The organism is Polyangium sp. 6x1, from assembly GCF_029946515.1.
GTDB lineage: Bacteria > Myxococcota_A > Polyangia > Polyangiales > Polyangiaceae > Polyangium.
The window spans coordinates 66,042-88,091 of the sequence record NZ_JARZHH010000043.1; the positions used below are offsets into that span (position 1 = coordinate 66,042).

A 22,050-nucleotide genomic window follows, 5' to 3' on the forward strand; every position below is an offset into this window, starting at 1 on the left:
ATGCGACAAGCCCCCCTCGCCGCCCCTCGCGTCCCCGACGAAACCGCCTCGCGTCCCCGCCCTTCCCGCGCGTCGCTGTTCCGCTTCCTCGCGCTCGTCGGCGTCGCGGCTTCGCTCTCGCTCGCGGGCCCCGTCGCCGCGCAGGAGGAGGAGGACGACACCAGCAGCGACGAGAGCACCGACACGTCCGACGCCACGACCACGCGCGTCAACAAGACCACGGGCTCGGCCCCGATGCCCGCGGACTTCAGCGGCAGCCTGCAGATCGTGCGCGGCCCGGCGACCGCGAACGGCGGCGCCACGCCCGGCTCCGCGCCCGAGATCTTCCCCGAGGCGAGCCGGGTCTTCATGAGCGTCCGCGACACCGACCCCGTCCCGATCGAGACCGCGCGCCGCGGCGGCCCGTGGCTCTGCTCCTCGGGGCAATGCTCGACCACGCTCGGCGACGCCGGCCAGAGCCGCGTCGGCGACGACATGCTCCGCTCGATCAAGCTCCAGACGCCGACGCTCCCCTTGCCGCTCACGATCTGGGGCCGCCTCGACGAGCAGGGCCGGCGCACGCTCGACTTCGACCCCGTCCTCCTCGGCCGCAGGGACTACCGCCACGTCTGCGCGTACCCGCCCATCGCGCCGAACGACAAAACCGGCCCGCGCAAGGTCGAAAAGGCCCCGCTCTGTCGCGACGACGTCCCCGTCCCGCCCCTGCCCGACTCGGCCGAGGTCCTGCTCGGCATGCAGTGGCCCAAGCAGTCCGAGATGGCCGACTTCCGCTACCTCGCCATCGTCGACAGCTGCGGCAACGCCCGCGTCCAGCCCTTCCAGCGCACCTTCACCGTGCCCGTCTTCGAGGTCGCCTCCGGCGGCTGCGGCAAGGCCGACGGCAAGGTCCTTCGCATCTTCCCGAGCGGCGGCTGGCTCCGCGTCACCGCGTTCAACCTCGACAACACCGCCGCCGGCACCGTCGTCAACGCCACCTACCGCGTCTCGGTCCCGCCGCTCGAGAACCTCGTCGAGTCGAACCCGGCGCGCATGCTCTTCCCCGATCCGCAGCTCGAGGACCTCAAGGTCGACTGCGGCCCCGCGATGCGCAGGCCGTCGGGTTTCCCGTCCGCGCCGCCCTCGAGCCCGTCCGCGCCCCCGCCCGGCGTGAGGCCCTTGCAGGCCGCCGCCGCGCCCCCGCCCGACGCTGCGCCGAAGGCCGCCGCGCCCCGCGAGCCCGAGGCCTCGGGCGTCGCGCCGAAAGCCGCGCCAAACCCCGCGGACAAACCCGCCGTCCAGGCGGCCGCCAAGAAGCCCGGGCCCGCGCCGAAGACGTCGCCTGTCGCGCCGAGGACCTCGCCGATGGGTCCGCCGCGGCCGTCGCTCCCGATGAAGGCCTCGGCGCCCGCGGGCCCCGGGCCGCAGCCGCTCGCGCACATGTCGCTCGTCATCGCGCCCGAGCCGCTCCGACAGGGCGTTTGTCGCGTCCGCCTCTCCGGCTCGACCAAGGGACGCCTCGTCGCCCCGCTCGCGCTCTACGTCTCGCTCACGCGCACCGATCGCACCTCGAACGGCGCGCCGATCGAGCTCTTGAACGACCACAAGTGGATCGTCACGCCGAACTCGGCCGAGTTCCAGCTCCCGCCCCTCGCGGAGAACTTCGACGGCGACTCGCGCCTAAGGCTCGCGGTCTACAGCGATCCTTTGAACACCGACGGAAAGGTCGTCCTCGTCTCCGACGCCACGCGCGTCGCCGCGTCCTTGCGCTCGGGCGGCGAGGCGACCCCCGAGGCCGCGCGCAGGCTCATCGGCTCGGCCACCATCCACTCCGTCCCGCTCTGCGGCGAGTCGAACTTCGAGACCCTCGAGGCCGCCGGCAGTTGCCTCCGCGCCTACCTCACGATCCCGGCCATGCTGGCGACGCTCCAGATCACGCGCGCCCCCTGGCTCGAACGACCCCTCGTCACGCGCAGCGTCCTCAGCGCCGTCGGCGTCGCCCTCGCCGTCGACAGCTACGACCCCGTGCGCCGCCGCGCCTTCCCCATCGCCGGCCAGCTCGGCGGCTCCATCCAGCAGCTCGGCGACGGCCGCGTGGGCCTCCTCGGCTACCTCGGCGTCGCCCCCACCATCCCGGTCCTCGGCGACGGCGGCAACACCACCTCGTTCGGCTTCCTCGCCGGCCTCGGCCTCTCCTACATCACGAACGAGAGCGGCCCCGACGAGGGCCTCAAGCCCGCGGCGTTCCTCTCCGTGGTCGTCCAGGTCGGACAGGCCACACCCCAAGTCTCGAGTTCTGGCAGGGCTGTGTTCGGTACTTACCAGGGGGAGTGATAAGCTCGTCGACCAGGGACGCCCCCTCCCCCACCCCCGTGCCGTATCCTGTCCAGCACCACGTGAACGAAGGAGATCTCGTCGCCGGACGTTACCGTCTCCTCCGCCCCATCGGGCGGGGCGCGATGGGTACGGTCTGGGCCGGCCGGCACGAGCTGCTCGGGCGTGACTTCGCGCTGAAGTTCGCGAGCCTCCCGGTCCGCGCCGGCCCCGAGGCGCGCGCGCGTTTCCTCCACGAAGCGCAGGCCATCGGCCGCCTCCGCCATCCCAACGTGGTCGACGTCGCGGACTTCGGCGAGGTCGCCCCCGGCGGCGGCCTCTACCTCGCGATGGAGCTGCTCGAAGGCCAGTCGCTCGCCGCGCGCATCGAGGAGCAGGGCGCGCTCCGTCCGTCCGAGGCCGTCGCGATCGCGGCCGAGATCGCGCGCGGTCTCGCCGCCGCGCACGCCGCCGGCATCGTGCATCGCGACATCAAGCCCGAGAACATCTTCCTGTCGCGCGGAGCGCGTGGCGGCTTCGTGCCGAAGCTCCTCGACTTCGGCATCAGCAAACAGCAGCAAGCCGACGAGACCCTCGCCGCGATGAACGGCGTGCCCTTCGGAACCCCGGCGTACATGAGCCCCGAGCAAGCCCTCGGCGAGCTCGACGTCGATCACCGCTCCGACGTGTGGTCCCTCGGCGTCGTGCTGCACGAGATGATCGCCGGCAAGCACCCGTTCGTCGCGCCGAACTACCAGGCGCTCATGACGAAGATCGCCGAGTCGCCCCCGCTTCCGCTCGACGCGTCGGTGCCGGAGGTCGTCCGCGGCATCGTGACGAAGTGCCTCCAGAAAAACCCCGCGGATCGGTTCGCCGACGCCGACGCCCTCGCCGGCGCGCTCGAGGACGCGCTCGCCAGGATCGGCCCTTCGAACGACGTCGCGATCGAGCGCCAGCGCGCGTTGCCTTCGTTGCGCCCCGCGAAAGCCTCCTCCCCGAAGCGTGGCCCCGCGCTCGCCGCCGTTGTCGTGGCGGCGGGCTTGCTCGCGGCCCTCGCCGTGGTTGGGCTCGGCGGAAGGCGTGAAGCCGATCCCCCTCCGCCTTCGCCTCCCCCGAGCGCGCCCAGGGCCGAGGCCCTTCCCACGCCGCAAGAAACCGCGCTCCCCGCGGCGCCTCCGAGCGCTGCGCCCACGACCGCGACGGCGCAGTCTCCCGGGACGCCGCGCACCGCCAACGTCGTGACACACGCGCCTTCGGGATCGACCTCGGGAAAGCCCTCGGGTCCTGCGGGGAAACGCCCCACGACGAACGTCAACGACCCGGGTTTCTGAGCCCCACGCGACCCCGCCCAGAGGCGAAGCGTGGTACCATCGTCCGCCGAGGATTTCCGTTTTGCGTCGGTTTCACTCTCAGGCCGCCTGCGTGGGGATCGCCTTGCTTGCTGGCACCTCGTGGCCGACGCGTGTGTGGGCGGACGAGCCTCCCACCGCCGTGGAGCTGCAGGAGGCGCGGGAGCAGTTCACGCGGGGGCGGCAGCTCGAAGACGAGGGCAAGTTCGCCGAGGCGCTCGTGCTCTTCCAGCGCGTGGGTCACGTGAAGATGACCCCGCAGGTGCGCTTCCACCTCGCGCTGTGCCTGGAGCACACCGGCAAGCTGGCCGACGCGCTGGAGACGTTCCGGATCGCCGCCCGTGAGGCGTCGGGCACCGCGCCGAACGTCGTGACCGAAGCGAACCAGCACGTCGACGCGCTCGAAAAACGTGTGCCGACGCTGACGGTCGTGGTCGTGAACGGAAGTCCACGGGACGAGATCTCGCTGGCGGGCCGGCCGGTCACCGCGGGGTCGGCGCTTCGGGTGGATCCGGGGGGATACACGCTCACGTTGCGACGGGACGGCTCGGTCGCGAGCGAAGAGCGCGTCACGCTCGAAGAGGGCAAGAGCGTGCGGGTCGAGCTCGCCGCGGCGGGGGTCGGCGGGACGGCGCCCGCCTCGATCCAGCGAACGCTCGGCTGGGCCGCGCTCGGCGTCTCGGCGGCGTCGCTCGTGACCATGGGCGTGTTCATCGGGCTGCGCTCGAACCGGCTCTCGCAGGTCGAGGCCGCTTGCCCGACGCTCACCGATTGTGCTCCCTCGGTCGCGCCGATCGCGAGCGAGGGCGCGACGTACGCGACGCTCGTCAACGTGTTCGCCGGGCTCTCGGGGGCGGCGGCCGTCGGCGGCGTCGCGCTCCTGCTCACGGCGCCCGCGCCTGCCGCGAGCGCGCCGCGCGCGGGCTTGCGTGTGAACCCCGTGTTCGCTCCAGGGGTCGGATTCTTATCGGTCGAAGGGAGGTTTTGATGCTGCAAATGAGCCGCGGGCGCGGTCCGCTGGTGTTCTTGTGCTGTCTGTTCCTCGGCGTCTCTGCGTGCACGTTCCCGGCGATTGATTACGTCGATGCGGACGAGAGCGAGGGCGGCGCGTGCGCGGCCACGCCCAAATGTGTGAGCGACATCGACACCTGCTCGAAGCAGGCCGAGGGCCAGCGCTTCATGTGCATGTCCCAATGCCAGAAGACCGGGCCGATGAACTTGAACCCGGATTGCTCGACGTGCGACTCCGCGCACGAAACGGACCTCCTCGTCTGCGTGGCCCAATGCGAGGCCTGCAGCGCGAACACCGGCTGTGCGAACGCAACCGAGAGCTGCCGCTCGCTGCTCGGCCTCCCCTGACGCGCGCCCCGCGTCCGCCACGCCCGCCGCTCCGTGACGATCGCGTCAACCACGCGTGACGGACGTGTGTCAATCTTTTTCGTGACAATCCGCGTATTCGTCCCGAATGGAAATGCGCTGGTCACGAAAGAGACCAGTATGCCCGAAATAGCTGCAATGAAGGGTTTGGCGGGGATGGTCGTTGCAATGACCACGCCGTGAAAATGCGGGGATAAGTGCAGCTGGATCGAAAAAAGAAAGCCCCGACGTGCACGGGCACGCCGGGGCTTTTGAACCGCACGAAGACGCTTTACTTTTTCTCTTCGTCTTCGGGGGGCGTGGTCATCATGCCGAGCACCTTCGCGCCGGCCTGCTTTGCCCCGTCGAGCGCCGTGATGAGGCGCGCGTAGTTCGCTTTGTCGTCGGCGATGAAGAAGACGATCTTGTCGTCCTCCTTCCGCCGCTCGAGCTTCGTCTTCAGCTTGTCGACGTATTCTTCGTTCGTGACCTTGTCGTAGTTGATGCGGAATTCACCCTCGGTCCCGATACGAACCACGAGCTGATCGGGCGGCACTTCCGTGACCGTCTCGACCTTCTCCGTCTCGGGCACGCGTACGTCGAGGTTCTTCTCGAGCAGCGGCGTGACGACCATGAAGATGATCAACATCACGAGCACGACGTCGATGAGGGGCGTGACGTTGATGTCCGAGTTCGGCGGGTTGGCGGGTTTGATCGCCACCCTTCGCGTCTTTCTGCTCATCTCGTTCGGCTCCGCTGGCTCTACTTCTGCTCTTCCACGCCGAGGGCCACGCTCTTCGCGCCTGCCTTCCGCGACAGCTCCATGACCTCACGCACGTCGCCCACGGTCAGCGATTGGTCGCCCTTGAGCAGGAGCTTCCGCCCCGGCTTCTCGTCCAGGACCGCCTTCAACGCAGGCGTGAAGCCATCTTTGTCGTACTCGCTGCTCTCGATGTAGATGTGCTTGTCCGTCGTGACCGAGAGGATGATCGGATCGCTGTCCTTGTTTTCCTCGTCGATCGACTTGGACTGAGGCAGCTTCACGTCCTTGCCACGCTGGAGCATGGGCGTGATGACCATGAAGATGATCAGAAGAACGAGCACGACGTCGACGAGCGGCGTGACGTTGATGTCGTTCTTTACGCTGCCCTTCTTCGGGCCGACTGCCATTCCCATGAGAACACCTACTCCCTCTCAGGGGGCGCCCCCGCGGGAGCCGCGCGCGCCAAAGACGGCGCGCCCGATCCGCGAGGGCGGGCTTTTCTAGGCCGCGGCCTCGCTCTCCTCGCCCTCTTCCTCCTCCTCGCGCGGCCCCTCGGCGAGGCGACGCGCGACCAGATCGAGGAACTCGTTCGAGGACTCGGAGATGTCGACCGCACGCGCGTCGACCCAGCCGGCGAGGAAGTTGAACGCCATGACGGCCGGGATCGCGACGAGCAGACCGAAGGCCGTCGTGATGAGCGCCTCGGCGATACCCGCGGAGACCGTCCCGAGACCACCGGAGCCGCTCGCGGCCATCTTCTCGAAGGCGGTGACGATACCCATGACGGTACCGAGCAGACCGACGAACGGCGCCGTGGAGCCGACCGTCGCCAGCCAGCCGTGACCACGCTTCAGGACCGCGAGCTCGCGGGCCTGCTGACGCTCGAGGGCGCGCGCGACGGACTCGAAGCAGAGGTCCTTGTCGCCGTGAATCGAGCCCTTGTAGGCCACGAGGCCGGCGCGGATCGTGCGACCGAGGTAGCCGATGTCCTTGCCGAACTTGGCGTCCGCCGCGGCGTCGAGATCGCCGTTCGCCAGGAGGGAGGCCATCTTCGCAGCGAACACCTTCGAGTCGGACATCGACTTGAGAGACATCACGAGCCTCTCGCCCAGGACGAGGAGGGACGTGAGGCTCATGACGCCCATCACGATCACGACCAGGCGGGCAAAAAGCCCCATTTCACGCCAAAGTCCACTCAGTGAAAAATCCATGGTTTCGGTCGCGCCTCCCTCGCGCGTTCTCTTGATGACTCGAGTGTTCGGTGCTCTGGAGATGGCCCGCACGCGCGTGCGTGGCCCGTGTCTTCAGCGGGTGGGCATCACCAGGCGAAGCGTAAACGTGTAGTTGACCCTCTGCGGTTTGCCGTTGAACATGACCGGCGTATACCGCTGCGCGGCGAGCGACCGGAGAACGGCAGCATCCATGTGGGGCAGCCCCTTGATGACGGAGCAGCCTTCCACGCTGCCCGACTCCGTGATCACGCAGCGGACGATCATGACGCCCTCCACGCGCGCGGCCAAAGCCTCGGACGTGTGACGGATCTCGGGGCCCGAGACCTTCGTCGGGCGGGTCATCCCCGCGCCGAACGGGATCGTCACGTTCTGCGGAGGCGGAGGCGGCGGCGCCGGATTGCCGAGCACGCCACCGACCACGCCACCGACCACGCCGCCGGGCACGCCGCCAGGCACGCCGCCGGGCACGCCGCCCTCTTCGCCCTCGCCCTCTTCCTCTTTGGCTTCGGGCTCGGGCTCCTTCTCCGGCGGCTTATCCTCCGGCTTGGGCTCCTCTTTCGTCTCGACGATCGTGTCCGGCTTTTTCACCGGCTTCGGTTTCTCGATCGGCTTGACTTTCTTTCCACCCGCAGGGGGTGGAGGAGGCGGCGGAGGTGGAGGCGGAGGCGCTGGGGCGACGAACGTCACCTCTGGCAAATCCGTCTTCTTCTCCACCGGTCTCGTCGTGATGTACAGGACGAGCGCGAAGATGAGGGCGTGGACCACCACCGACAGCACGGCGCCCGTGCCGAGGCGGCTCTTGGGGATGTTGTCGCGGCCTAGAACCGAGTCAAACATGAGCCTTGAGCCCTAGTAGTCGAAATCGTCTGCCGGTGCGAGCCAAAGGTGACGAGGGGCCCGCAGAAATTGCGGTTGGGGGGGAAACGAATTCTAGAGAGCCCTCCCAGCGTGGGTCCGGCGACGGATTGTTGCGCGTCCTTCCCACTTCCGGACACCCCCCGAACGGGGTGACTTCGTAAGGAGCGACGCGCGCATGGGAACGTCGCCCCTCTGCATGCGACGTCCGCGGGTGGGGCGCGTCAGGGTGCGTCAGGGCGCGCAGGGTGTGTCGGGGAACGACGACGCGGGGGCTCGCCCGGGGGGGTCTGTCCGGGCGACTCACAGAAAGAGTTACGTGGAGCCCGCAGAAAGTGTTGTTGACGGTCACGGAACATGAGTATAGTCGGCCGCCTTTTCGACACTTGGCCCACTTCTGGAGGGATGGAGGGCTCGTGATATTGAGAGACAGACTAGGCCTGTTGGCCGCGATTGTGCCGTCAGTCGTCATGGTCGCCGGTTCGGCGTATGCAGCCGACGGCGTGATCACCGGCCAGGTTCGCAACGCGGCTACGAAAGCGCCCGTTGCTGACGTCGTCATCACGGTGACGTCCCCCGCGCTGCAGGGTGAGCAGATCGTCGTGACGGATGCGGGTGGTAACTTCCGCATTCCACAGCTGGCCCCCGGTGAGGGCTATACCGTCCGCGCGGACAAGGAGCAGTACAAGCCCTTCTCGCGCGGCGGTATCAAGCTCACCAGCGGCTCGACGGTCCGTGTCAACCTGGAGCTTCTGCCGGAGAACATCCAGGCGGGCGAAGAGATCGTCGTCGTCGGCAAGCCGCCGGTCATCGACGTCGGCTCCTCGCGCGTCGCCGTCACCATCGACAGCGAGTTCACGCGCCGCGTGGCCGTGAACCCCCCTGCCGCCAAGGGCGGCGCGACGCGCTCGTTCGAGAGCCTCGCGGCGGTCGCGCCCGGCGCCAACGCCGACGCGTACGGCGTGTCCGTGAACGGCACGTCGTCGCCCGAGAACGGGTTCATCATCGACGGCGTCTCCGCGAACGACCCGGCGTTCGGCATCCTCGCGGTGCCGCTCTCGGCCGAGTTCGTGAAAGAGGTCAACGTCATCACGGCGGGCTACCTGCCGGAGTACGGCCGCAGCATCGGCGGCGTGATGGACGTCGTCACCAAGAGCGGTTCGAACGAGTTCCACGGCTCCGTCTTCGGGGCGATCACGCCCGGCGCGTTCGAGGGAGCGCGTACGCTGATCCCGCGCGCCGGAAATACGATCAACACGAATCCGACGCTCGGCTCCGTCCGTGACTTCGGCTTCGAGATCGGCGGCCCGATCGTGAAGGACAAACTCTGGTTCTTCGCGGGCTTCAGCGTGGCGATGCAGCGCTACCGCCTCGAGCGGGTTCTCAGCAGCCTGAACAACAGGATCGCCGACGACCTGATGCCGAACCCGAACTACGATCCGGAGGATCCGACCAGTAAGGAGTTCATCCCGGGGCAGGACGGCGTCCTCGAAGTGTACCCGACGATCGACGCGTCCACCGGCTACCAGACGGCGACGCCGCTCGCGGGTGTCAATCCGCAGGTCTACTACGCCGATCAGCAGACGATGCAGTACATCGGCAAGCTGACCTGGAACATCAACCAGGACCACAACATCAGCGTGACGGTGTTCGGCGCGCCGTCGACGTCGGGCGGCAACGGCACGTTCGGCTTCGACGCGCAGGACGGCGGCATCGCGGTCGGCAACCTGGTTGGCCCGTACAACTCGCTCGCGGGCACGGTCGACCAGTTCAACAACAGCGTCGTGATCAAGAGCTCGTCGGCGTTCGCCAACAAGAAGTTCCTGATCGATGCCACCCTCGGCTGGGTCTACAACAGCATCGCGCAGGGCGCGGCGGACGGCTCGAACGTCAACGACATCAACGACCCCACGAAGCTCGCGTACATGCCGGGCATGACGTGGCGTCGCACGAGCGGTGGCGCGCACCCGATCACCGACTTCGAGAACCTCCCGGACTCGGCGCGGGCGCAGTGCGATCCGACCGGCGACGGTCAGTTCGTGAGCAACTTCTGCCCCGTCGCGACGTACCGGACCGGCGGTCCGGGCTTGATGAACATCGCCACGAGCAACCGCTACCAGGGCCGCGTGATCGCGACGGCGCTGCTCAGCGCGCTCGGGCAGCACGTCATCAAGGCCGGCGTGGACTTCGAGATCCTGAACTACACGAACACGAAGGGCTACGGCGGCGGCGTGTTCTTCCGCGAGAGCACGAGCGGCAACTTCGTGGCCGACTTCCGGCGCTACGGCTTCCTGCAGGGCCCGGACGATGTGGTCAACCTCGACGTGTTCGAGGCGACCTCGACCTCGACGACGGTCGGCGGCTTCATCCAGGACTCGTGGAACATCCTCGACCGCGTCACGGTGAACCTCGGCGTTCGTTACGACGCGCAGGTCGTGACGGGCAACGACGGCAACGTCGGCATCGCGCTGCCGAACCAGTGGTCGCCGCGTATCGGCGCGATCTGGGATCCGACCCGCGAGGGCCGGGCCAAGATCACGGCGAACTTCGCCCGGTTCTACCAGGCGATCACGCTGAACATGGTCGATCGCTCGTTCCCGGGTGAGCTCGGGCTCCAGAAGAACCGCTCGCTCAACGCCCCGAACTTCAATCCGCCGAAGAACGGCGTCTGCAACCCGCTCGATCCGGTGCAGGCCCGCGGGCCCGAGTGCAACAGCGTCGACAACCTGGCGACGTATACCTTCGAGTACGACCCGAACCAGAAGTACGTCGTGACGGGCTCGGACCGCGTCCCGATCGATCCCGATCTCAAGCCGCAGTCGTCGGATCAGATCGTCATCGGCGGCGAGTACGAGATCATCACGGACTCGCGCATCGGCGGTGCCTACACGCGTCAGTGGCTGAACTACGCGATGGAGGACATGAGCCGCGACGAGGCGTCGACGTACTTCATCGGAAACCCCGGGTACGGCATCGCGAAGGACTTCCCGAAGGCCACGCGCGACTACGACTCCTTCATGGTGTACTTCCAGAAGGCCTTCTCGAACCAGTGGCTCGCGCAGGTCAACTACACCGTCTCGTGGAACCGCGGTAACCTCGCGGGTCTGTTCCGGCCGGAGACGGGCCAGCTCGATCCGAACATCAACTCGGACTTCGACCTGGTCTCGATCCTCGCGAACCGCACGGGCGATCTGCCCGGTGACCGTCGCCACGTGATCAAGGTGTTCGGCGCCAAGGAGTTCCAGCTCCCGGCGAACGTCACGATCAACCTCGGCCTCGGCTACCTCGGCCGCAGCGGCACGCCGCTGAACGTCCTCGGCTCGCACGCGCTCTACGGCGACTCCGAGGTGTTCATCCTGCCCCGCGGCGCCGGCGGCCGTACGCCCTGGGTCCACAGCATCGACACGAACGTGACGTTCGGCTACCGCTTCTCGAAGGACAGCACGCTCACCGTCGGTGTCGACATCTTCAACCTGTTCAACTTCCAGCAGGCCACGGGCTTCGACCAGCGGTACACCCTGGGGGACGTGCTGCCGGTCCAGGACGGGACCGCGGCGAACCTCCACGGCAAGAAGGGCGAGGCTCCGACGGATACGAGCAAGAAGCTGCTCAACTCCGACGGCACGGACTTCGACCCGGCGGACATCAACCCCAACTGGCAGAACCCGACCAGCTACCAGACGCCGCGGCAGATCCGCATCAACGCGCGCGTGACCTTCTGAGGGATGGTCGGGAAAGGAAGCTCACCATGAAGCACCGAATCCACAGTGTCCTGGTCGGCGCGATGGGGCTCGCCAGCGCGGCGTTCTTCGCGTTCTCCGGGGCCTCCTGCTCGCAACCGACCATCCAGTGCGTGGTCAGCCATTACCCGTTCTTCGCGAAGTACGAGCTCGTCAGCGGTGACGAGGCGTGCCTCGGCCTGAAGGGCGAGGACATCGGCATGTCCACGTACCTCGCCCCGAACGCGGACAAGACGCTCGCCGATTACAACGACCGCAGCGTCGCGATCCAGTCGTCCACCCTCGGGCTCCTGGCCCGCGATCGTGAGGGCGCGGGCTACGACCTCGGGAAGGACAAGCCGTTCGCGTTCGGCAAGTACACGACGAACCCGGACGCGAACAACCTCTGCTACGCGGGCGGCGCGAACGGTTCGGCGGCCCTCGCGTCGGCGGACATGAACATTGAGGCGTTCGACACGGGCGAGGTGGATGCCATGGGCAACCCCGTCATCCTCCCGGCCATGCACCTCCAGCAGGAGTGGCGGAACATCAAGGTGTACGTGACCGCAGGCGCGCCTGGCACGCAGGTCGTCGGCGACATGGTCTTCCGCGACGTGATGGCGGGCTGCGAAGCCACGTACAAGTTCATCGCGCTCTCGCCGTCCGTGCCCTGCGGCATCGACGTCGACGATGACAACAACCCCAAGACGGACGCTGCGAACGACGACGCGGACCCGGCCAACGACGATCCGCAGGTGCCGCTCGACCTGCTCTGCGACTCGGAAGCGCATCCCGACCAGGGGATCGCCATCGGCTCCGGCATCAACCCGGACTTCCCGGTCCGCTGCGATCCGGAGACGCTGCACTGCATCCTCTCCGGCGACCCGCTCCCCGGCCGTCCGTAACCCCCTCCTCCCTCCAGAAACGGCTGCGAGCCTCCCGCCGCGCGACCCGCGGTGGGAGGCCTCGTTTCGTCGTCCCGACCTCGGGAAAACGCCCGCTATCGCTTGGGCGCCGCGTTGCCCTCGCCGAGCGCCTCGGTGAGGCGACGGCGCGCGTCCGCGAGCGCCGCTTCATTGCGTTGCCCTGGGCCGAGCGCCTCGTGCCCCGCGACCTCTTCCCGCAGCGTGGCGATCTGTCCCTGCTTGTCGCCCCTCTTGGCCTGCAGATCCGCGCGTTGCTTCAGGTACGCGAGCCGCCGCGGCCCGTACGAGAGCGCCACGGCGCGGCCATTCGCCGCGAGCGCGGCGTCGAGCCGCCCCATCTTCGCGAGCACACCGGCGAGGCGCGCCGGCGGATCGTACGACTTCGGCATCTCGCGCTCGCGTTGCTCCAGCATGCGCACGGCGTCCTCGCCGCGGCCGAGCGCCACGTACGAGATCGCCCGGCCGTAATCGTACGTCGCCGCGATCTCGGGCGTCTTCGCCTCGGCCGCGGCCTTCTCCATGATCACGAGCCGTTTTTCGTGCGCCGCGCGCGCGCCGTCCGCGTCGCCGAGCTCGCTCTTCACGCCCGCGAGGATCGCGAGCGCGTCGGCGCGATCGTCGACCGTCGACTCGGGCGGCGGTGACGAAACGAGGGCTTCGAGCCTCGCTGTCGCCTTGCGACGCGCGAGATCCTGCGTGGAGCTCTTCGCGAGCCGGCTCGCGCAGCTCAGCAGGACCGACGCGAAATCGGCGGGGGCCGCGGCGCCGCGAATCTCGTCGACGTGCTCGGCGCCGAATCGCGCGCAGCCATCGACGTCGCCGCTGCCGGCGAGCGCGGAGAGCTTTCCGGCGAGCGCGTCGTCGCGGCGCGGCCAGCGCGCGTCGACCTTCGCGAGCAGCTCGTCATAGAGCGCGAGCGCCTTGCGATGATCGCCGGCCGCGCGCGCGGCGCTCGCCTGCGCGAGCGTGTAAAGCGGATCCGACTGCGGCGCGGAGGCATCCATCACGCGCACCGCGTCCTCGATGAAGCTGCGCATCTCGCGCGCCGAGGCCGCACCCGGCAGGTATGCGACGACGTCGCCCTTCGCGGGATCGATCACGAAGAACGTCGGCCAGAAGGTCATCTTGTATCGCTCGAGGAATGCGGCGCTCGACGGGCGATCCGTGTCGATCGCCGCGAACACCACGCGATCGGCGAGCGGGCGGAGCGCCGGATCGACGAGCACGTAGTTCTTCATGCTGAGGCACGTGTGGCACCACGGCGCCCATGCATCGATGAAGAGTGCCTTCTTCTCGGCGCGCGCGCGCGCCATCGCGCCGTCGAGGTCGTCCTCGATGAACACGAGCGGAGGAGCGGACGCGTCCTTCCCGTTCTCCCCCTTCGTGACCTCGCCCGATTTCGCCGCGTCGTTCGTCTTTGCCGCGCCGTTCGTGCCGCCGCCCTCGGCCGTGGTGGGTGCGTCGGGGCCGGGCGTCGGGGCTGCGCCGCATCCGGCGGCGAAGGCGAGGAAGAGCGCGGGGACCAGGGAGCGAAGGCGGGCCATGCGGCCGAGTGTAGTGCCGAGCGGGCGCGTTCGCCCGAACGACAGCGTGCTCGCCCCGGCGGCGGATTGCGTTATGGTGAGGCCTCATGAGCGAGCTCGAGGGCCGCTGCGGCAGCTGTGCGGCGTTCACGCGCCCGCGCGAGGATTCGCGCCTCGGTCGCGTGGGGGACTGCGCGCTCGAGGTGTATCCCTCGCCGATCCGGCAGACGTCGACGTGCGGGCGATACCGGCCGAAGGGCGCCGCGCCGCCGCCGCCTCCGCCGCGCGCGGCGGGCGAGCCTCGAAGGGCGCGCTCGTCGGCGATCGAGCCACGGCGCCGTGACGCGGACGTCACGCGGCCGTCATCGTCCGAGACCACGCAGGGCGCGCGGGGCCTGAATGCCGGCCCGTCGCTTCCCAGGGAGATCGACATCGACATGGATATCGACGAGTTCAGGCGGGTCTTGCGCGAGGTGCTTTCGGAGGAGCTCGGCCTCGGCCGCTCGGAGATGGGCGCGCGCTGGCAAGGCGGCGAGGTCGTCCTGCGGCCGGGCAAGGCGGGCACGGCGGAGAAGCGCATCCCGCTCGACACGTTCTTTCACAAGATCGTGATGGTCCGGGACAAACTCCGCTTGCTCGAGGCCAAGCTCAACGCGCACGAGGGGCTGCCCGCCGCGGACAAGGTGCAGCTCCAGGCGTACATCACGGCCTGTTATGGCTCGCTCACGACGTTCAACGTCCTCTTCGCGGAGCGCGACGATTGGTTCGTCGGCGCGGCCAAGGACGGCGACGGCTGACGGACATCGAGAGGACCGATGAAACGCGTAGCTTCTTCGTTCTCGTGTGTGCTGATCCTCCTCGCGAGCGCCTGCGCGAGCGAAGTGGATCCCGCGGACTACGAGCCGCCGGGCAGCGCCGGCGGAGGCGCCTCGGCGGACGGCCCGCTCGAGGCGCCCGTGCTCGAGGACGTGATCCCGATGTCGAAGGTTCTCCGCGTGCGCTGGAGCCTGGTTTCGCCCTGCGAGGCGATCGAAGCCGAGCGGCGCACGGACGCCGACACGTTCGCCCTGGCCTTCACCGCGAAGGGCACGGACACCGATCACGTCGACGAGGGCGCGAACGAGGATCAGCTCTACACGTATCGGCTGCGTTGCGTGCGCGGCGAGGAGGCCTCGGACTTCTCGAACACGCTGTCGGCGAATCCGTTCATCGAGTGACCTCTTTCATCGCGACGGCGGACGCGGCCTCCCCGGCCGCACGCTCGCGCGCGCGTTTGCGAGCCGAGGCGCGCGTCCCCGGGTGCGCCATCTCGCCGAGCGCGCGGCGCAGCGCCGCAGCCCAGAACGAGGCGAGCGCCGCGTCGTCCGTGAGGAAGACATCCATCGGCCCGTGATCGCTGTCGATCTCCACGGCCACGAGCTCGCCGCGCCGAGGCGTCGCGACCCCGCGGACCTCCTCCATCGCGATCGCCGCGCCGAGGCGCCCTTCGGGCAGCAGATCCACGGCCCCCGTGCGGCTCACCCACGGGGCGATGACGAAACGATCCCGGCCGGCCCAGAACAGCGGCGCGGACAGGGCGTGGTAACGAGCCCCGAAGCGCGCCACGCTCACGAACGCGTACCCGGTGAGCGTCACGAGCGAGGCGGCCGCCGAGAAGCCGATCGTGAGGTTGCGATCGCCCGCCCGGAAGGCGCGCGCGGCCTGAATCCACAGGGCGAGCGCGACGGCAAGCAGGATCGAACCGAGGAGCGTGTCGCGGCGGGCGTTCGTCCGGGGCCCCCGGCTCTCGTGATCCCGCAGGACGAGGCGCTCGCCTTCGAGGCGCAGGGCGAACCGCGCGAGCTTGCCGGCCGGTAAAACGGGCCCCTCGGGCTGGGCGTCCGGCGCGGCGGGCGGAGGGAGCGCGCCCTCGGCGGCTTCGAGCGGCGCGGCGAAGGCACGGGCGAGCGGCGTCGCGGCCCGGACGGCGCGCGAGCGCGCGCGCTGTTCGTCCAGGTCGACCGCGGCCGCGACGAGCAGGCGGCGCGGGGCGGCGCCCTTGTCCGCGCCTTCGAGCTCGACCCAGACCGCGGCGAGGGTGCGGCGGTTCGTGCACGAGGACGCGTCACAGCAGGGACGTCCCTCGGCGGTGACGACGAGCCGGGCCACGCGCCCGGCGCTCGGGCGCTCCCCTTCCGCGAGGCGGAGCGGGGCGATGCGGACGTCGGCGCCGCCGAGGGTGCCGCGGATCCAGACGGGCGCTTCGGGCTCGGGCCCGTGGCGGCTCGACGCGCTGCCGAGGGGCGGAGCGGCGCGGAGGAGGAAGGGGGCCGAGGGCGGCAGGCGGTCGAGGGCCGCGGCGGCCGCGCTGGGGGCCACGAGGGCGTCGAGGGCAGGTTCGGACGTCTCGGCGCCGAGCGCGGACAGCGCGCGCGATACGTCCGCATCGAGCTCCGTACGGGGGTGGAGCGGCATGACCGGCGAGCCATGCCAGGGATCGGGAGAGGCGTAAAGTGTTGGAATTGGTGGCGTTCGGGGGGGCGGCTCAGCGCCGGCGGCGCCGGCGGGCGATCGCGGCGATGCCGAGGCCGAGGCCGGCGAGAGCGCCGACCTTGCCGTGCTGGCCCTCGACGGAGCAGCCGCAGCCGCCGGAGTCCTCGATCTGGGGGCCGTCGGGCTCCTCCTCTTCCCAACCGCCGCCGCCTGCGCCCGAGCCGCCGCCGGGGCATTCGATGGGGCACGATTTCGTGCAGAGGTTGCAGAGGCAGCCCGCGTACGCCTCGTAGGCCTGGACGCCGTCGGGGTATTGCATCTTGCACGCGTCGAGGCAGGCCTTGTAATCGGCGGCGGTCTGGGCGACCGGACAGGACAGCTCGCAGTTGTAAATGCCGATGCATTGCCCCTTGCAGTTCTGGGCGGCCCCGTTGCATTCGGTCTTCGCGGCGTTCGTGGTGCACGCGTTGCAGCTCGGAATGCCCGAGCCGGGCGGATAGAGGGTGCAAACGCCGTCGATGTCGTCCTGCTCGACGCTGGCGATCGCATTGCCGCCGTCATAAAACGGCTCCATCGTCGCGCCCATGACGTCGGAGTGGCCAAGGCCGAGGAAATGGCCCTGCTCGTGCGTGGCGATGGAGAGCGTATCGACGGGGCTGCCGCCCATGCAATTGCCGTTCGGGTTCGTGGCGGAGTCGTACCAGCAGAAGCCGACGTTGTTGAAGACGATGTCCGCGTCGTAGATGATCTGATTGCCATCGCCGTCGGGCGACCATACCGGCAGCGTCACGCCGATGACCGAATCCACCGGTCCGAGCTCCAGCGGCCAGGTATCGGGCCTGTTGATCCAGAGCAGGACATTCTTGTTGTCGTTCGAATCCCAGGTCCCGTCCGGCAGATCGCCGAGGAGCTGCGTCGCGAAATCGGTGCACTCGGGAGCCGCCCACGAGCCAAACCCGTCGACGAGCCGCTGCTGCGCGGTCGCGGCGATCTCGGCCGGGAACGTCGACGCATTGACGTAGAACTTGACCGGGAGGATGCCCCACACCGGATAGGGCGGGCCTTCGAGGCCCGTCCAGGCGCGCGCCTCGGTCGGCGCGGAGAGAATGCCGGCCGCGAACGCGGCGAGGAGGGCGGCCTTTCGCAGGGTCTTCATTCTCACTTTCCTCCGGCGAGGCGGACCACGTCCGTCATGAGAGATTCGACCGGCTCCGCCCGCTCCACGTGCCCCGAGGGCTCGAGCTTCTTGCCGACATAACGGACGAGCTCGACGCCGTCGAGCTCACGACGCGCCATTCCTTTGCCATCCACGTGGTACACGGAGAGCGAGAGCGCCGTGAAATACATTTTTCCCTTGTCGTCGCGGCGCAGGAAGACCACCGCGTCCTCCCCCGACTTGAGCGCGGCGTCACCGAGCACCTTCTGCGTCTTGCCATGGTGTGTCCCGCCGAGCTGCTGGACCATGACACGCCCCTCGACCTTGCCCTTGAGGAGCTGCACCACGTCGAGCTCGGTGCGGGTCACGAGGCCCCGACCATCCTCGGATTCGGCCGTGACCGCCTTTCCCACGCGCACACGGACCACGAGGTCCGAGCGATTGACGAGCTCCTCCCGCGAAAGGAAGAGCATGGTGGTCGCGTCCGCCACGGCGCTGACGCCGAGCAGGACGATGGCCGCGAGCGCGGCCAAATACTTTCTGAAGCTCATGAGGTGCCTCCTCGATCCGGGCCGCTTTGGCCTCTCGATCCACCATGCCAGAGCGCAGTTCGGCATGTAAAGCAACCCCCACGCGCACGCCGTGCTCGTCCAGCGACAATCCAAATTTGATTGCTGGCTGGAAAACCCGCGCCCCCGGCGCACCTCCGTCACGACGAAAACGGCTGGCGTTTCGAGCCCAGCAGGCTACCTCCGGCGTGTACCTTTCGGGGGATCTGAGGAGTCATCCATGAAACGAGCTTCGTTGCGATCGTTCGGCCTCGCCTCGCTCTTCGTCGTGGGCACCACGATGGCCGCTTGCGGGACGGACACCACGGGAATCTTTGCCTCCGGCGGGCAAGGCGCCGGCACCTCGGGCGGCGGCGACGGGCAAGGCGGCGCAGGACAAGGCGGCGCAGGACAAGGCGGCGCAGGACAAGGCGGCGCAGGCAACGGCGGATCGGGCCAAGGCGGCGCGGGCAACGGCGGCTCCTCGAGCCAGGGCGGCGCAGGACAAGGCGGCGCGGGCAACGGGCCGGCAAGCTCGTCGAGCAGCAGCATGCAGAGCTCGTCGTCAGGGCCGATGCCCGTCTCCATGGTCGCGTGCGGCGACGTGGTCTGTCCCGTCGGTGGCCAGGCCGCCTGCTGCTGGGACGAATACGACTTCAACGATCCGCCCCAGGGCGAGTGCGTGAGCGGCCCGGACGACGCCGACAACTGCGAGACGGACTTCGGCGGCAACGGCCAGCCGGGCTTCGAGTCGCGCATCGAATGCCAGCTCCCCGAGCACTGCCCCGCCGGCACCGTCTGCTGCGGCGACCTGATGCAGACGCAAAACGGCAACTGGTATCCGCTCCTCCGCTGCGCCGCCACGTGTGACTACCCCGCGCAGCGCGTCGTCTGCGATCCGCAGGCCCCGGACACCGACTGCCCCGTCATCCAGACCGGACAGGGGCCCGTCCAGACGACCTGCCAGCCGAGCACCATCCTCCCGGACGGCTACAACATCTGCCGAAACTGAGCCGTCCCGAGTAGGGAAACATCGCACATCCCGCAACGTGCACTTCGGAGCACGCAGGCGGGAGGTTTTCGAGGGGGGGCGGGGGCCCGCGAACACGTGTTCACGGGACAAACCCGCGGCGCTCGCGCCGTGCGACGAACAGGGATATCCTAGGACCCGGAGGCGCCCGCTGGACCACGGAGCCACGCACGCCTCCCTCTCGAGGAGCCCAGGAACGAGCCATGCAGAGTGGAAAGAGTCTGCGCTTGATGCCCGACCCGGCAGGCATCTCCGGCGATCCCGCGGCGGTGATCCCCCTGCTGGAGGAGATCGAAGCGCTGCCCGAGAGCGCCACCGGCGCGCTCGTCTTCGGCCCCCCGACCCAAGGCACAGTGCTCGTCGAGAACGGTCGGATCTGCTGGGCCGCAGCATCCGGCATGGAGCGAAGGCTCGCGGAATTGCTGCGGGCCTACGCCGACGAACCCCCGGAGTCGAAGCGGATCGAGGACGTTTACAAGCGCTGCAAGCGCGACCAGATCCCCGTCGTCAAGGCGCTCGTCGACAGCGGGCTCGTGTCGCTCGACGGGCTCAAAGAGGTGATCCGGCAGCACACGTCGGAAGCGCTCATCGCCCTCACGCGCGAGCCGCTCCGAGAAGCGCCGAGCTGGGCGCCGCACAAGCACCAAGGCTACGACGCAAAGTTCACGTTCGATCCATGCGAGCTCATCGTGAGCGTAGGCGGCGTGTTCCACCCGGATCTCGCAGGCCGCGCGCGCCTCGACTTCGACGGGCTGCTGCGCTCGGGCGTGTACGCCGTGTCGTTCGCGCGCGCGCCGCAATCGAACACGCCCGTGCCGATCTACCGATCGCCCGGCGCATACTTCACGCTGCGCCAGGTGATGTCCCTCGGGCGGTGGGCGTTCTCCGCGCTCGACGTGTGCAACGCCTACAGCGCACGCGCGAGGATCGCCGCAACGCTGGTCGAGCCAGGCGAGTACCTCGTGGCCTGGCAGTCGCGCGGCGTGGTGAGCGTAGCCCAGTGCGAGGACTCGATGAGCTTCGCGTTCATCGTGGGCAAACGCGCACGCGCAACTTCCTGACGCGCAACTTCTCGACGCCTCACGCGCAGCGTAGCGCCGGGGTTTCACCCCGGACCCCGACGAGGGGTTGTCCACCCCTCGACCCGGACCAGGGCCAGCCCTGGACCTTTGGTGCATCGACCGCGATGCGGTCGATGCAAAGGAGGATCGGTTCGCGAAGGCTCAGGGCGAGGGTTCCAGTTCCAGTTCGAGCTCGGACGGGACAGGCTGCGGCGGCAGCGGGACCGAGACACGCACGCCGTCGTGCACCGGGACGACGACCGGCAAAGACGCACGCAGGGAAGGCGCGTCGCGATCCGCGACGGTGCGCGCAGCGACGACGCGTTGCGGCGACAAGGAGTCGTTGAAGAGACAAACCTCGAGGGACTCGGGCGCTGGCTTGATGTCGCACGCGACGACCGGGCGCGCAGCGCGCGTGATCCGCGCGAGGATCCGCTCCTCGTCGGGAGTCGACGGGCCGAGCGAGGCAAGCACCTCGAGGGCGCGCGGATCGCGGTGGTACGCGAGCATCTTCGCGGCATGGATGCGCACGACGCGCTGGCGCGCATGCGAGAGCTCGAAGAACGCATCCGGCGGCGCAGGCTCGCGGCCCGCTTCGAGGAGGCCGAGGCGCGGCGGATCGATGCGCATCTCGGTGCCCGGCGCCTTGAGGTGCCACTTGATCGCACGGCCCGGATAGAGAGGCTTTCCCCAGTAGAGCCCGCGATCGGTCGCGCCGACGCGGCGGTTCTGATCGTCGCGGCGAGCAAACGTGACGAGGACGCTGACGTCGCGCAGCGGCTTCGATCCATTGTTCACGACCGAAAGATCGAAGTCGTACCCACGTCGCTCCGAAGGAACCACACGGCCGGATCCATCCTCGGGCCGCGACGCGAGGAGGACGTCGAGCACCGGGAGCCCCTCGTTCCATAAGGGCGAGGCAGCGCGCGCGCACACGCAACGAGGGAGGCGCTCTTCGCCGGGAGATACATCCACAGCGGAAGGCGCGGGAAACGCAGAGCCGAGGCCCGCGACGAGGAGAGGCACGTTCGGCGCGACGAGCGCGGGATCAGGTGGTTTGCCGTAACGCTGGAAGAACGAGATGCCGATCACGGAGAGCGCGGCCACGAGCGCGACGAGGAGCGGCGCGCGCGCCCAAGCAGGGAGCGAGGCCTCGGGGACGGGCGGCGCAGGCGGCGGAGCGAAAGGCGCGGTCGCGGCGGGGATGAGGCCGAGGCGCTGGCAAAGCGCGACCTCGAACGTCTCCGCGAGCCGATCGGAGCCGGGACCGCCCCAGGTGGCGAACCGAAGGATCTCGCGCAGGAGCAGCCACGAGCCGACCGCGACGACGAGCCCAACCGCGAACCGACCGAGGAGGCCCGTCACGAGCGAAGCAGGCGAAGCGAGCGCGGCGAGCAAGCCGAGCGGCCCAGGCAGGATCGCGACGGCGATCGCCGCGCGCCTCCGCGCCTCGTACGCGCGAGCGAGGGACTCGCGTGGATCGTACGTGAAGCGCGCGAGCGTGAAGCGCGTGTAGGGCGCCGCGATAGAGGGATCAAGCGCGAGACAGAGCGCGCGGCCACGCCGGACGAGGCCACGCACGGCCGTGTACGGCACGCGCATGTCGACGGACTCCGCGACGCTGCCCGGCACGAAGCCGCTGCGAAAGCCGGCCGCGCGCACGAGCTCGATCTCGAGGACGTCGGGCAGGAGCGTGAGGCGGACGGCGCCCACCGCGTTCGCACCCTCGGCCGCGAGGGCGAGAGCGGAGGCAGTGAACGTGCCCGCCACG

At 69.1% G+C, this 22,050-nt stretch carries 19 protein-coding genes; 10 read left to right on the forward strand and 9 right to left on the reverse strand.

The annotated features are described in order from the left end of the window. From QHF85_RS32240 to QHF85_RS32255, 4 genes are all read left to right on the forward strand, one after another. On the forward strand, nt 1-2,310 hold the full coding sequence (locus QHF85_RS32240) for a hypothetical protein (RefSeq protein ID WP_281331223.1): 2,310 nt from the start codon (nt 1-3) through the stop codon (nt 2,308-2,310). A 62-nt stretch (nt 2,311-2,372) separates the two neighbouring features. Then, entirely contained in the window at nt 2,373-3,620 is a 1,248-nt protein-coding gene (locus QHF85_RS32245; RefSeq protein ID WP_281331224.1) for a serine/threonine-protein kinase, read from the forward strand. A gap of 61 nt (nt 3,621-3,681) precedes the next feature. After that, the gene (locus QHF85_RS32250; protein ID WP_281331225.1) at nt 3,682-4,626 is read left to right on the forward strand and encodes a hypothetical protein; all 945 of its coding nucleotides are present in this window, start codon (nt 3,682-3,684) and stop codon (nt 4,624-4,626) included. Further along, nucleotides 4,626-4,997, forward strand: coding sequence for a hypothetical protein (locus QHF85_RS32255; protein ID WP_281331226.1), 372 nt, complete (start codon nt 4,626-4,628; stop codon nt 4,995-4,997). Before QHF85_RS32250 ends, QHF85_RS32255 begins: the two co-directional genes overlap by 1 nt. 289 nt (nt 4,998-5,286) lie before the next feature. Here the strand turns inward: QHF85_RS32255 and QHF85_RS32260 are convergent, their stop codons facing one another. The 4 genes from QHF85_RS32260 to QHF85_RS32275 form a co-directional block, all read right to left on the reverse strand. After that, nucleotides 5,287-5,736 carry a biopolymer transporter ExbD gene (locus QHF85_RS32260; protein ID WP_281331227.1) on the reverse strand — a complete coding sequence of 150 codons (450 nt, stop codon included), beginning with the start codon at nt 5,734-5,736 and terminating at the stop codon, nt 5,287-5,289. Nucleotides 5,737-5,756: 20 nt separating this feature from the next. After that, nucleotides 5,757-6,170 (reverse strand): biopolymer transporter ExbD, encoded by a 414-nt coding sequence (locus tag QHF85_RS32265; RefSeq protein ID WP_281331228.1) that lies wholly within the window; start codon nt 6,168-6,170, stop codon nt 5,757-5,759. 87 nt (nt 6,171-6,257) lie between these two features. Beyond that, a complete protein-coding gene (locus QHF85_RS32270; protein WP_281331229.1) occupies nt 6,258-6,968 on the reverse strand; it encodes a MotA/TolQ/ExbB proton channel family protein in 711 nt (236 codons plus the stop codon). A 93-nt stretch (nt 6,969-7,061) separates the two neighbouring features. Then, nucleotides 7,062-7,826 carry an energy transducer TonB gene (locus QHF85_RS32275; protein ID WP_281331230.1) on the reverse strand — a complete coding sequence of 255 codons (765 nt, stop codon included), beginning with the start codon at nt 7,824-7,826 and terminating at the stop codon, nt 7,062-7,064. Nucleotides 7,827-8,314: 488 nt separating this feature from the next. Here QHF85_RS32275 and QHF85_RS32280 point away from each other — a divergent pair, with 488 nt between their 5' ends. Further along, nucleotides 8,315-11,566, forward strand: coding sequence for a TonB-dependent receptor (locus QHF85_RS32280; RefSeq protein WP_281331231.1), 3,252 nt, complete (start codon nt 8,315-8,317; stop codon nt 11,564-11,566). A 26-nt stretch (nt 11,567-11,592) separates the two neighbouring features. Further along, complete coding sequence (locus QHF85_RS32285) at nt 11,593-12,468, forward strand: hypothetical protein (protein ID WP_281331232.1); 876 nt, start codon at nt 11,593-11,595, stop codon at nt 12,466-12,468. A 95-nt stretch (nt 12,469-12,563) separates the two neighbouring features. Here QHF85_RS32285 and QHF85_RS32290 read toward each other — a convergent pair whose 3' ends face one another. Continuing rightward, on the reverse strand, nt 12,564-14,033 hold the full coding sequence (locus tag QHF85_RS32290) for a thioredoxin family protein (RefSeq protein ID WP_281331233.1): 1,470 nt from the start codon (nt 14,031-14,033) through the stop codon (nt 12,564-12,566). A gap of 86 nt (nt 14,034-14,119) precedes the next feature. On the opposite strand from QHF85_RS32290, the gene QHF85_RS32295 reads away from it, so the two are divergent. Then, nucleotides 14,120-14,809, forward strand: a complete 690-nt coding sequence (locus QHF85_RS32295; RefSeq protein ID WP_281331234.1) for a hypothetical protein — start codon at nt 14,120-14,122, stop codon at nt 14,807-14,809. Between the two features lie 18 nt (nt 14,810-14,827). Continuing rightward, nucleotides 14,828-15,229 carry a hypothetical protein gene (locus tag QHF85_RS32300; protein ID WP_281331235.1) on the forward strand — a complete coding sequence of 134 codons (402 nt, stop codon included), beginning with the start codon at nt 14,828-14,830 and terminating at the stop codon, nt 15,227-15,229. Here the strand turns inward: QHF85_RS32300 and QHF85_RS32305 are convergent. From QHF85_RS32305 to QHF85_RS32315, 3 genes are all read right to left on the reverse strand, one after another. Further along, complete coding sequence (locus tag QHF85_RS32305; RefSeq protein ID WP_281331236.1) at nt 15,219-16,466, reverse strand: hypothetical protein; 1,248 nt, start codon at nt 16,464-16,466, stop codon at nt 15,219-15,221. The genes QHF85_RS32300 and QHF85_RS32305 overlap by 11 nt on opposite strands. 70 nt (nt 16,467-16,536) lie before the next feature. Beyond that, nucleotides 16,537-17,640, reverse strand: a complete 1,104-nt coding sequence (locus QHF85_RS32310) for a matrixin family metalloprotease (protein WP_281331237.1) — start codon at nt 17,638-17,640, stop codon at nt 16,537-16,539. A gap of 2 nt (nt 17,641-17,642) precedes the next feature. Then, the gene (locus QHF85_RS32315; protein ID WP_281331238.1) at nt 17,643-18,191 is read right to left on the reverse strand and encodes a hypothetical protein; all 549 of its coding nucleotides are present in this window, start codon (nt 18,189-18,191) and stop codon (nt 17,643-17,645) included. Between the two features lie 238 nt (nt 18,192-18,429). Here QHF85_RS32315 and QHF85_RS32320 point away from each other — a divergent pair, with 238 nt between their 5' ends. Both QHF85_RS32320 and QHF85_RS32325 read left to right on the forward strand, forming a co-directional pair. Then, nucleotides 18,430-19,200, forward strand: coding sequence for a hypothetical protein (locus QHF85_RS32320; protein ID WP_281331239.1), 771 nt, complete (start codon nt 18,430-18,432; stop codon nt 19,198-19,200). Nucleotides 19,201-19,448: 248 nt separating this feature from the next. Further along, a complete protein-coding gene (locus tag QHF85_RS32325) occupies nt 19,449-20,279 on the forward strand; it encodes a hypothetical protein (RefSeq protein WP_281331240.1) in 831 nt (276 codons plus the stop codon). A 162-nt stretch (nt 20,280-20,441) separates the two neighbouring features. Here QHF85_RS32325 and QHF85_RS32330 read toward each other — a convergent pair whose 3' ends face one another. After that, nucleotides 20,442-22,049 carry a hypothetical protein gene (locus QHF85_RS32330; protein ID WP_281331241.1) on the reverse strand — a complete coding sequence of 536 codons (1,608 nt, stop codon included), beginning with the start codon at nt 22,047-22,049 and terminating at the stop codon, nt 20,442-20,444. Between the last annotated feature and the right edge of the window lies 1 nt (nt 22,050).

What these genes read in the sequence shown, in the direction of transcription:
- QHF85_RS32240 (WP_281331223.1), top strand. Translation starts at nt 1, where the DNA reads ATGCGACAAGCCCCCCTCGCCGCCCCTCGCGTCCCCGACGAAACCGCC.
- QHF85_RS32255 (WP_281331226.1), top strand. Translation starts at nt 4,626, where the DNA reads ATGCTGCAAATGAGCCGCGGGCGCGGTCCGCTGGTGTTCTTGTGCTGT.
- QHF85_RS32260 (WP_281331227.1), bottom strand. Translation starts at nt 5,736, where the DNA reads ATGAGCAGAAAGACGCGAAGGGTGGCGATCAAACCCGCCAACCCGCCG.
- QHF85_RS32265 (WP_281331228.1), bottom strand. Translation starts at nt 6,170, where the DNA reads ATGGGAATGGCAGTCGGCCCGAAGAAGGGCAGCGTAAAGAACGACATC.
- QHF85_RS32270 (WP_281331229.1), bottom strand. Translation starts at nt 6,968, where the DNA reads ATGGATTTTTCACTGAGTGGACTTTGGCGTGAAATGGGGCTTTTTGCC.
- QHF85_RS32275 (WP_281331230.1), bottom strand. Translation starts at nt 7,826, where the DNA reads ATGTTTGACTCGGTTCTAGGCCGCGACAACATCCCCAAGAGCCGCCTC.
- QHF85_RS32280 (WP_281331231.1), top strand. Translation starts at nt 8,315, where the DNA reads ATGGTCGCCGGTTCGGCGTATGCAGCCGACGGCGTGATCACCGGCCAG.
- QHF85_RS32285 (WP_281331232.1), top strand. Translation starts at nt 11,593, where the DNA reads ATGAAGCACCGAATCCACAGTGTCCTGGTCGGCGCGATGGGGCTCGCC.
- QHF85_RS32290 (WP_281331233.1), bottom strand. Translation starts at nt 14,033, where the DNA reads ATGGCCCGCCTTCGCTCCCTGGTCCCCGCGCTCTTCCTCGCCTTCGCC.
- QHF85_RS32295 (WP_281331234.1), top strand. Translation starts at nt 14,120, where the DNA reads ATGAGCGAGCTCGAGGGCCGCTGCGGCAGCTGTGCGGCGTTCACGCGC.
- QHF85_RS32300 (WP_281331235.1), top strand. Translation starts at nt 14,828, where the DNA reads ATGAAACGCGTAGCTTCTTCGTTCTCGTGTGTGCTGATCCTCCTCGCG.
- QHF85_RS32305 (WP_281331236.1), bottom strand. Translation starts at nt 16,466, where the DNA reads ATGCCGCTCCACCCCCGTACGGAGCTCGATGCGGACGTATCGCGCGCG.
- QHF85_RS32310 (WP_281331237.1), bottom strand. Translation starts at nt 17,640, where the DNA reads ATGAAGACCCTGCGAAAGGCCGCCCTCCTCGCCGCGTTCGCGGCCGGC.
- QHF85_RS32315 (WP_281331238.1), bottom strand. Translation starts at nt 18,191, where the DNA reads ATGAGCTTCAGAAAGTATTTGGCCGCGCTCGCGGCCATCGTCCTGCTC.
- QHF85_RS32320 (WP_281331239.1), top strand. Translation starts at nt 18,430, where the DNA reads ATGAAACGAGCTTCGTTGCGATCGTTCGGCCTCGCCTCGCTCTTCGTC.
- QHF85_RS32325 (WP_281331240.1), top strand. Translation starts at nt 19,449, where the DNA reads ATGCCCGACCCGGCAGGCATCTCCGGCGATCCCGCGGCGGTGATCCCC.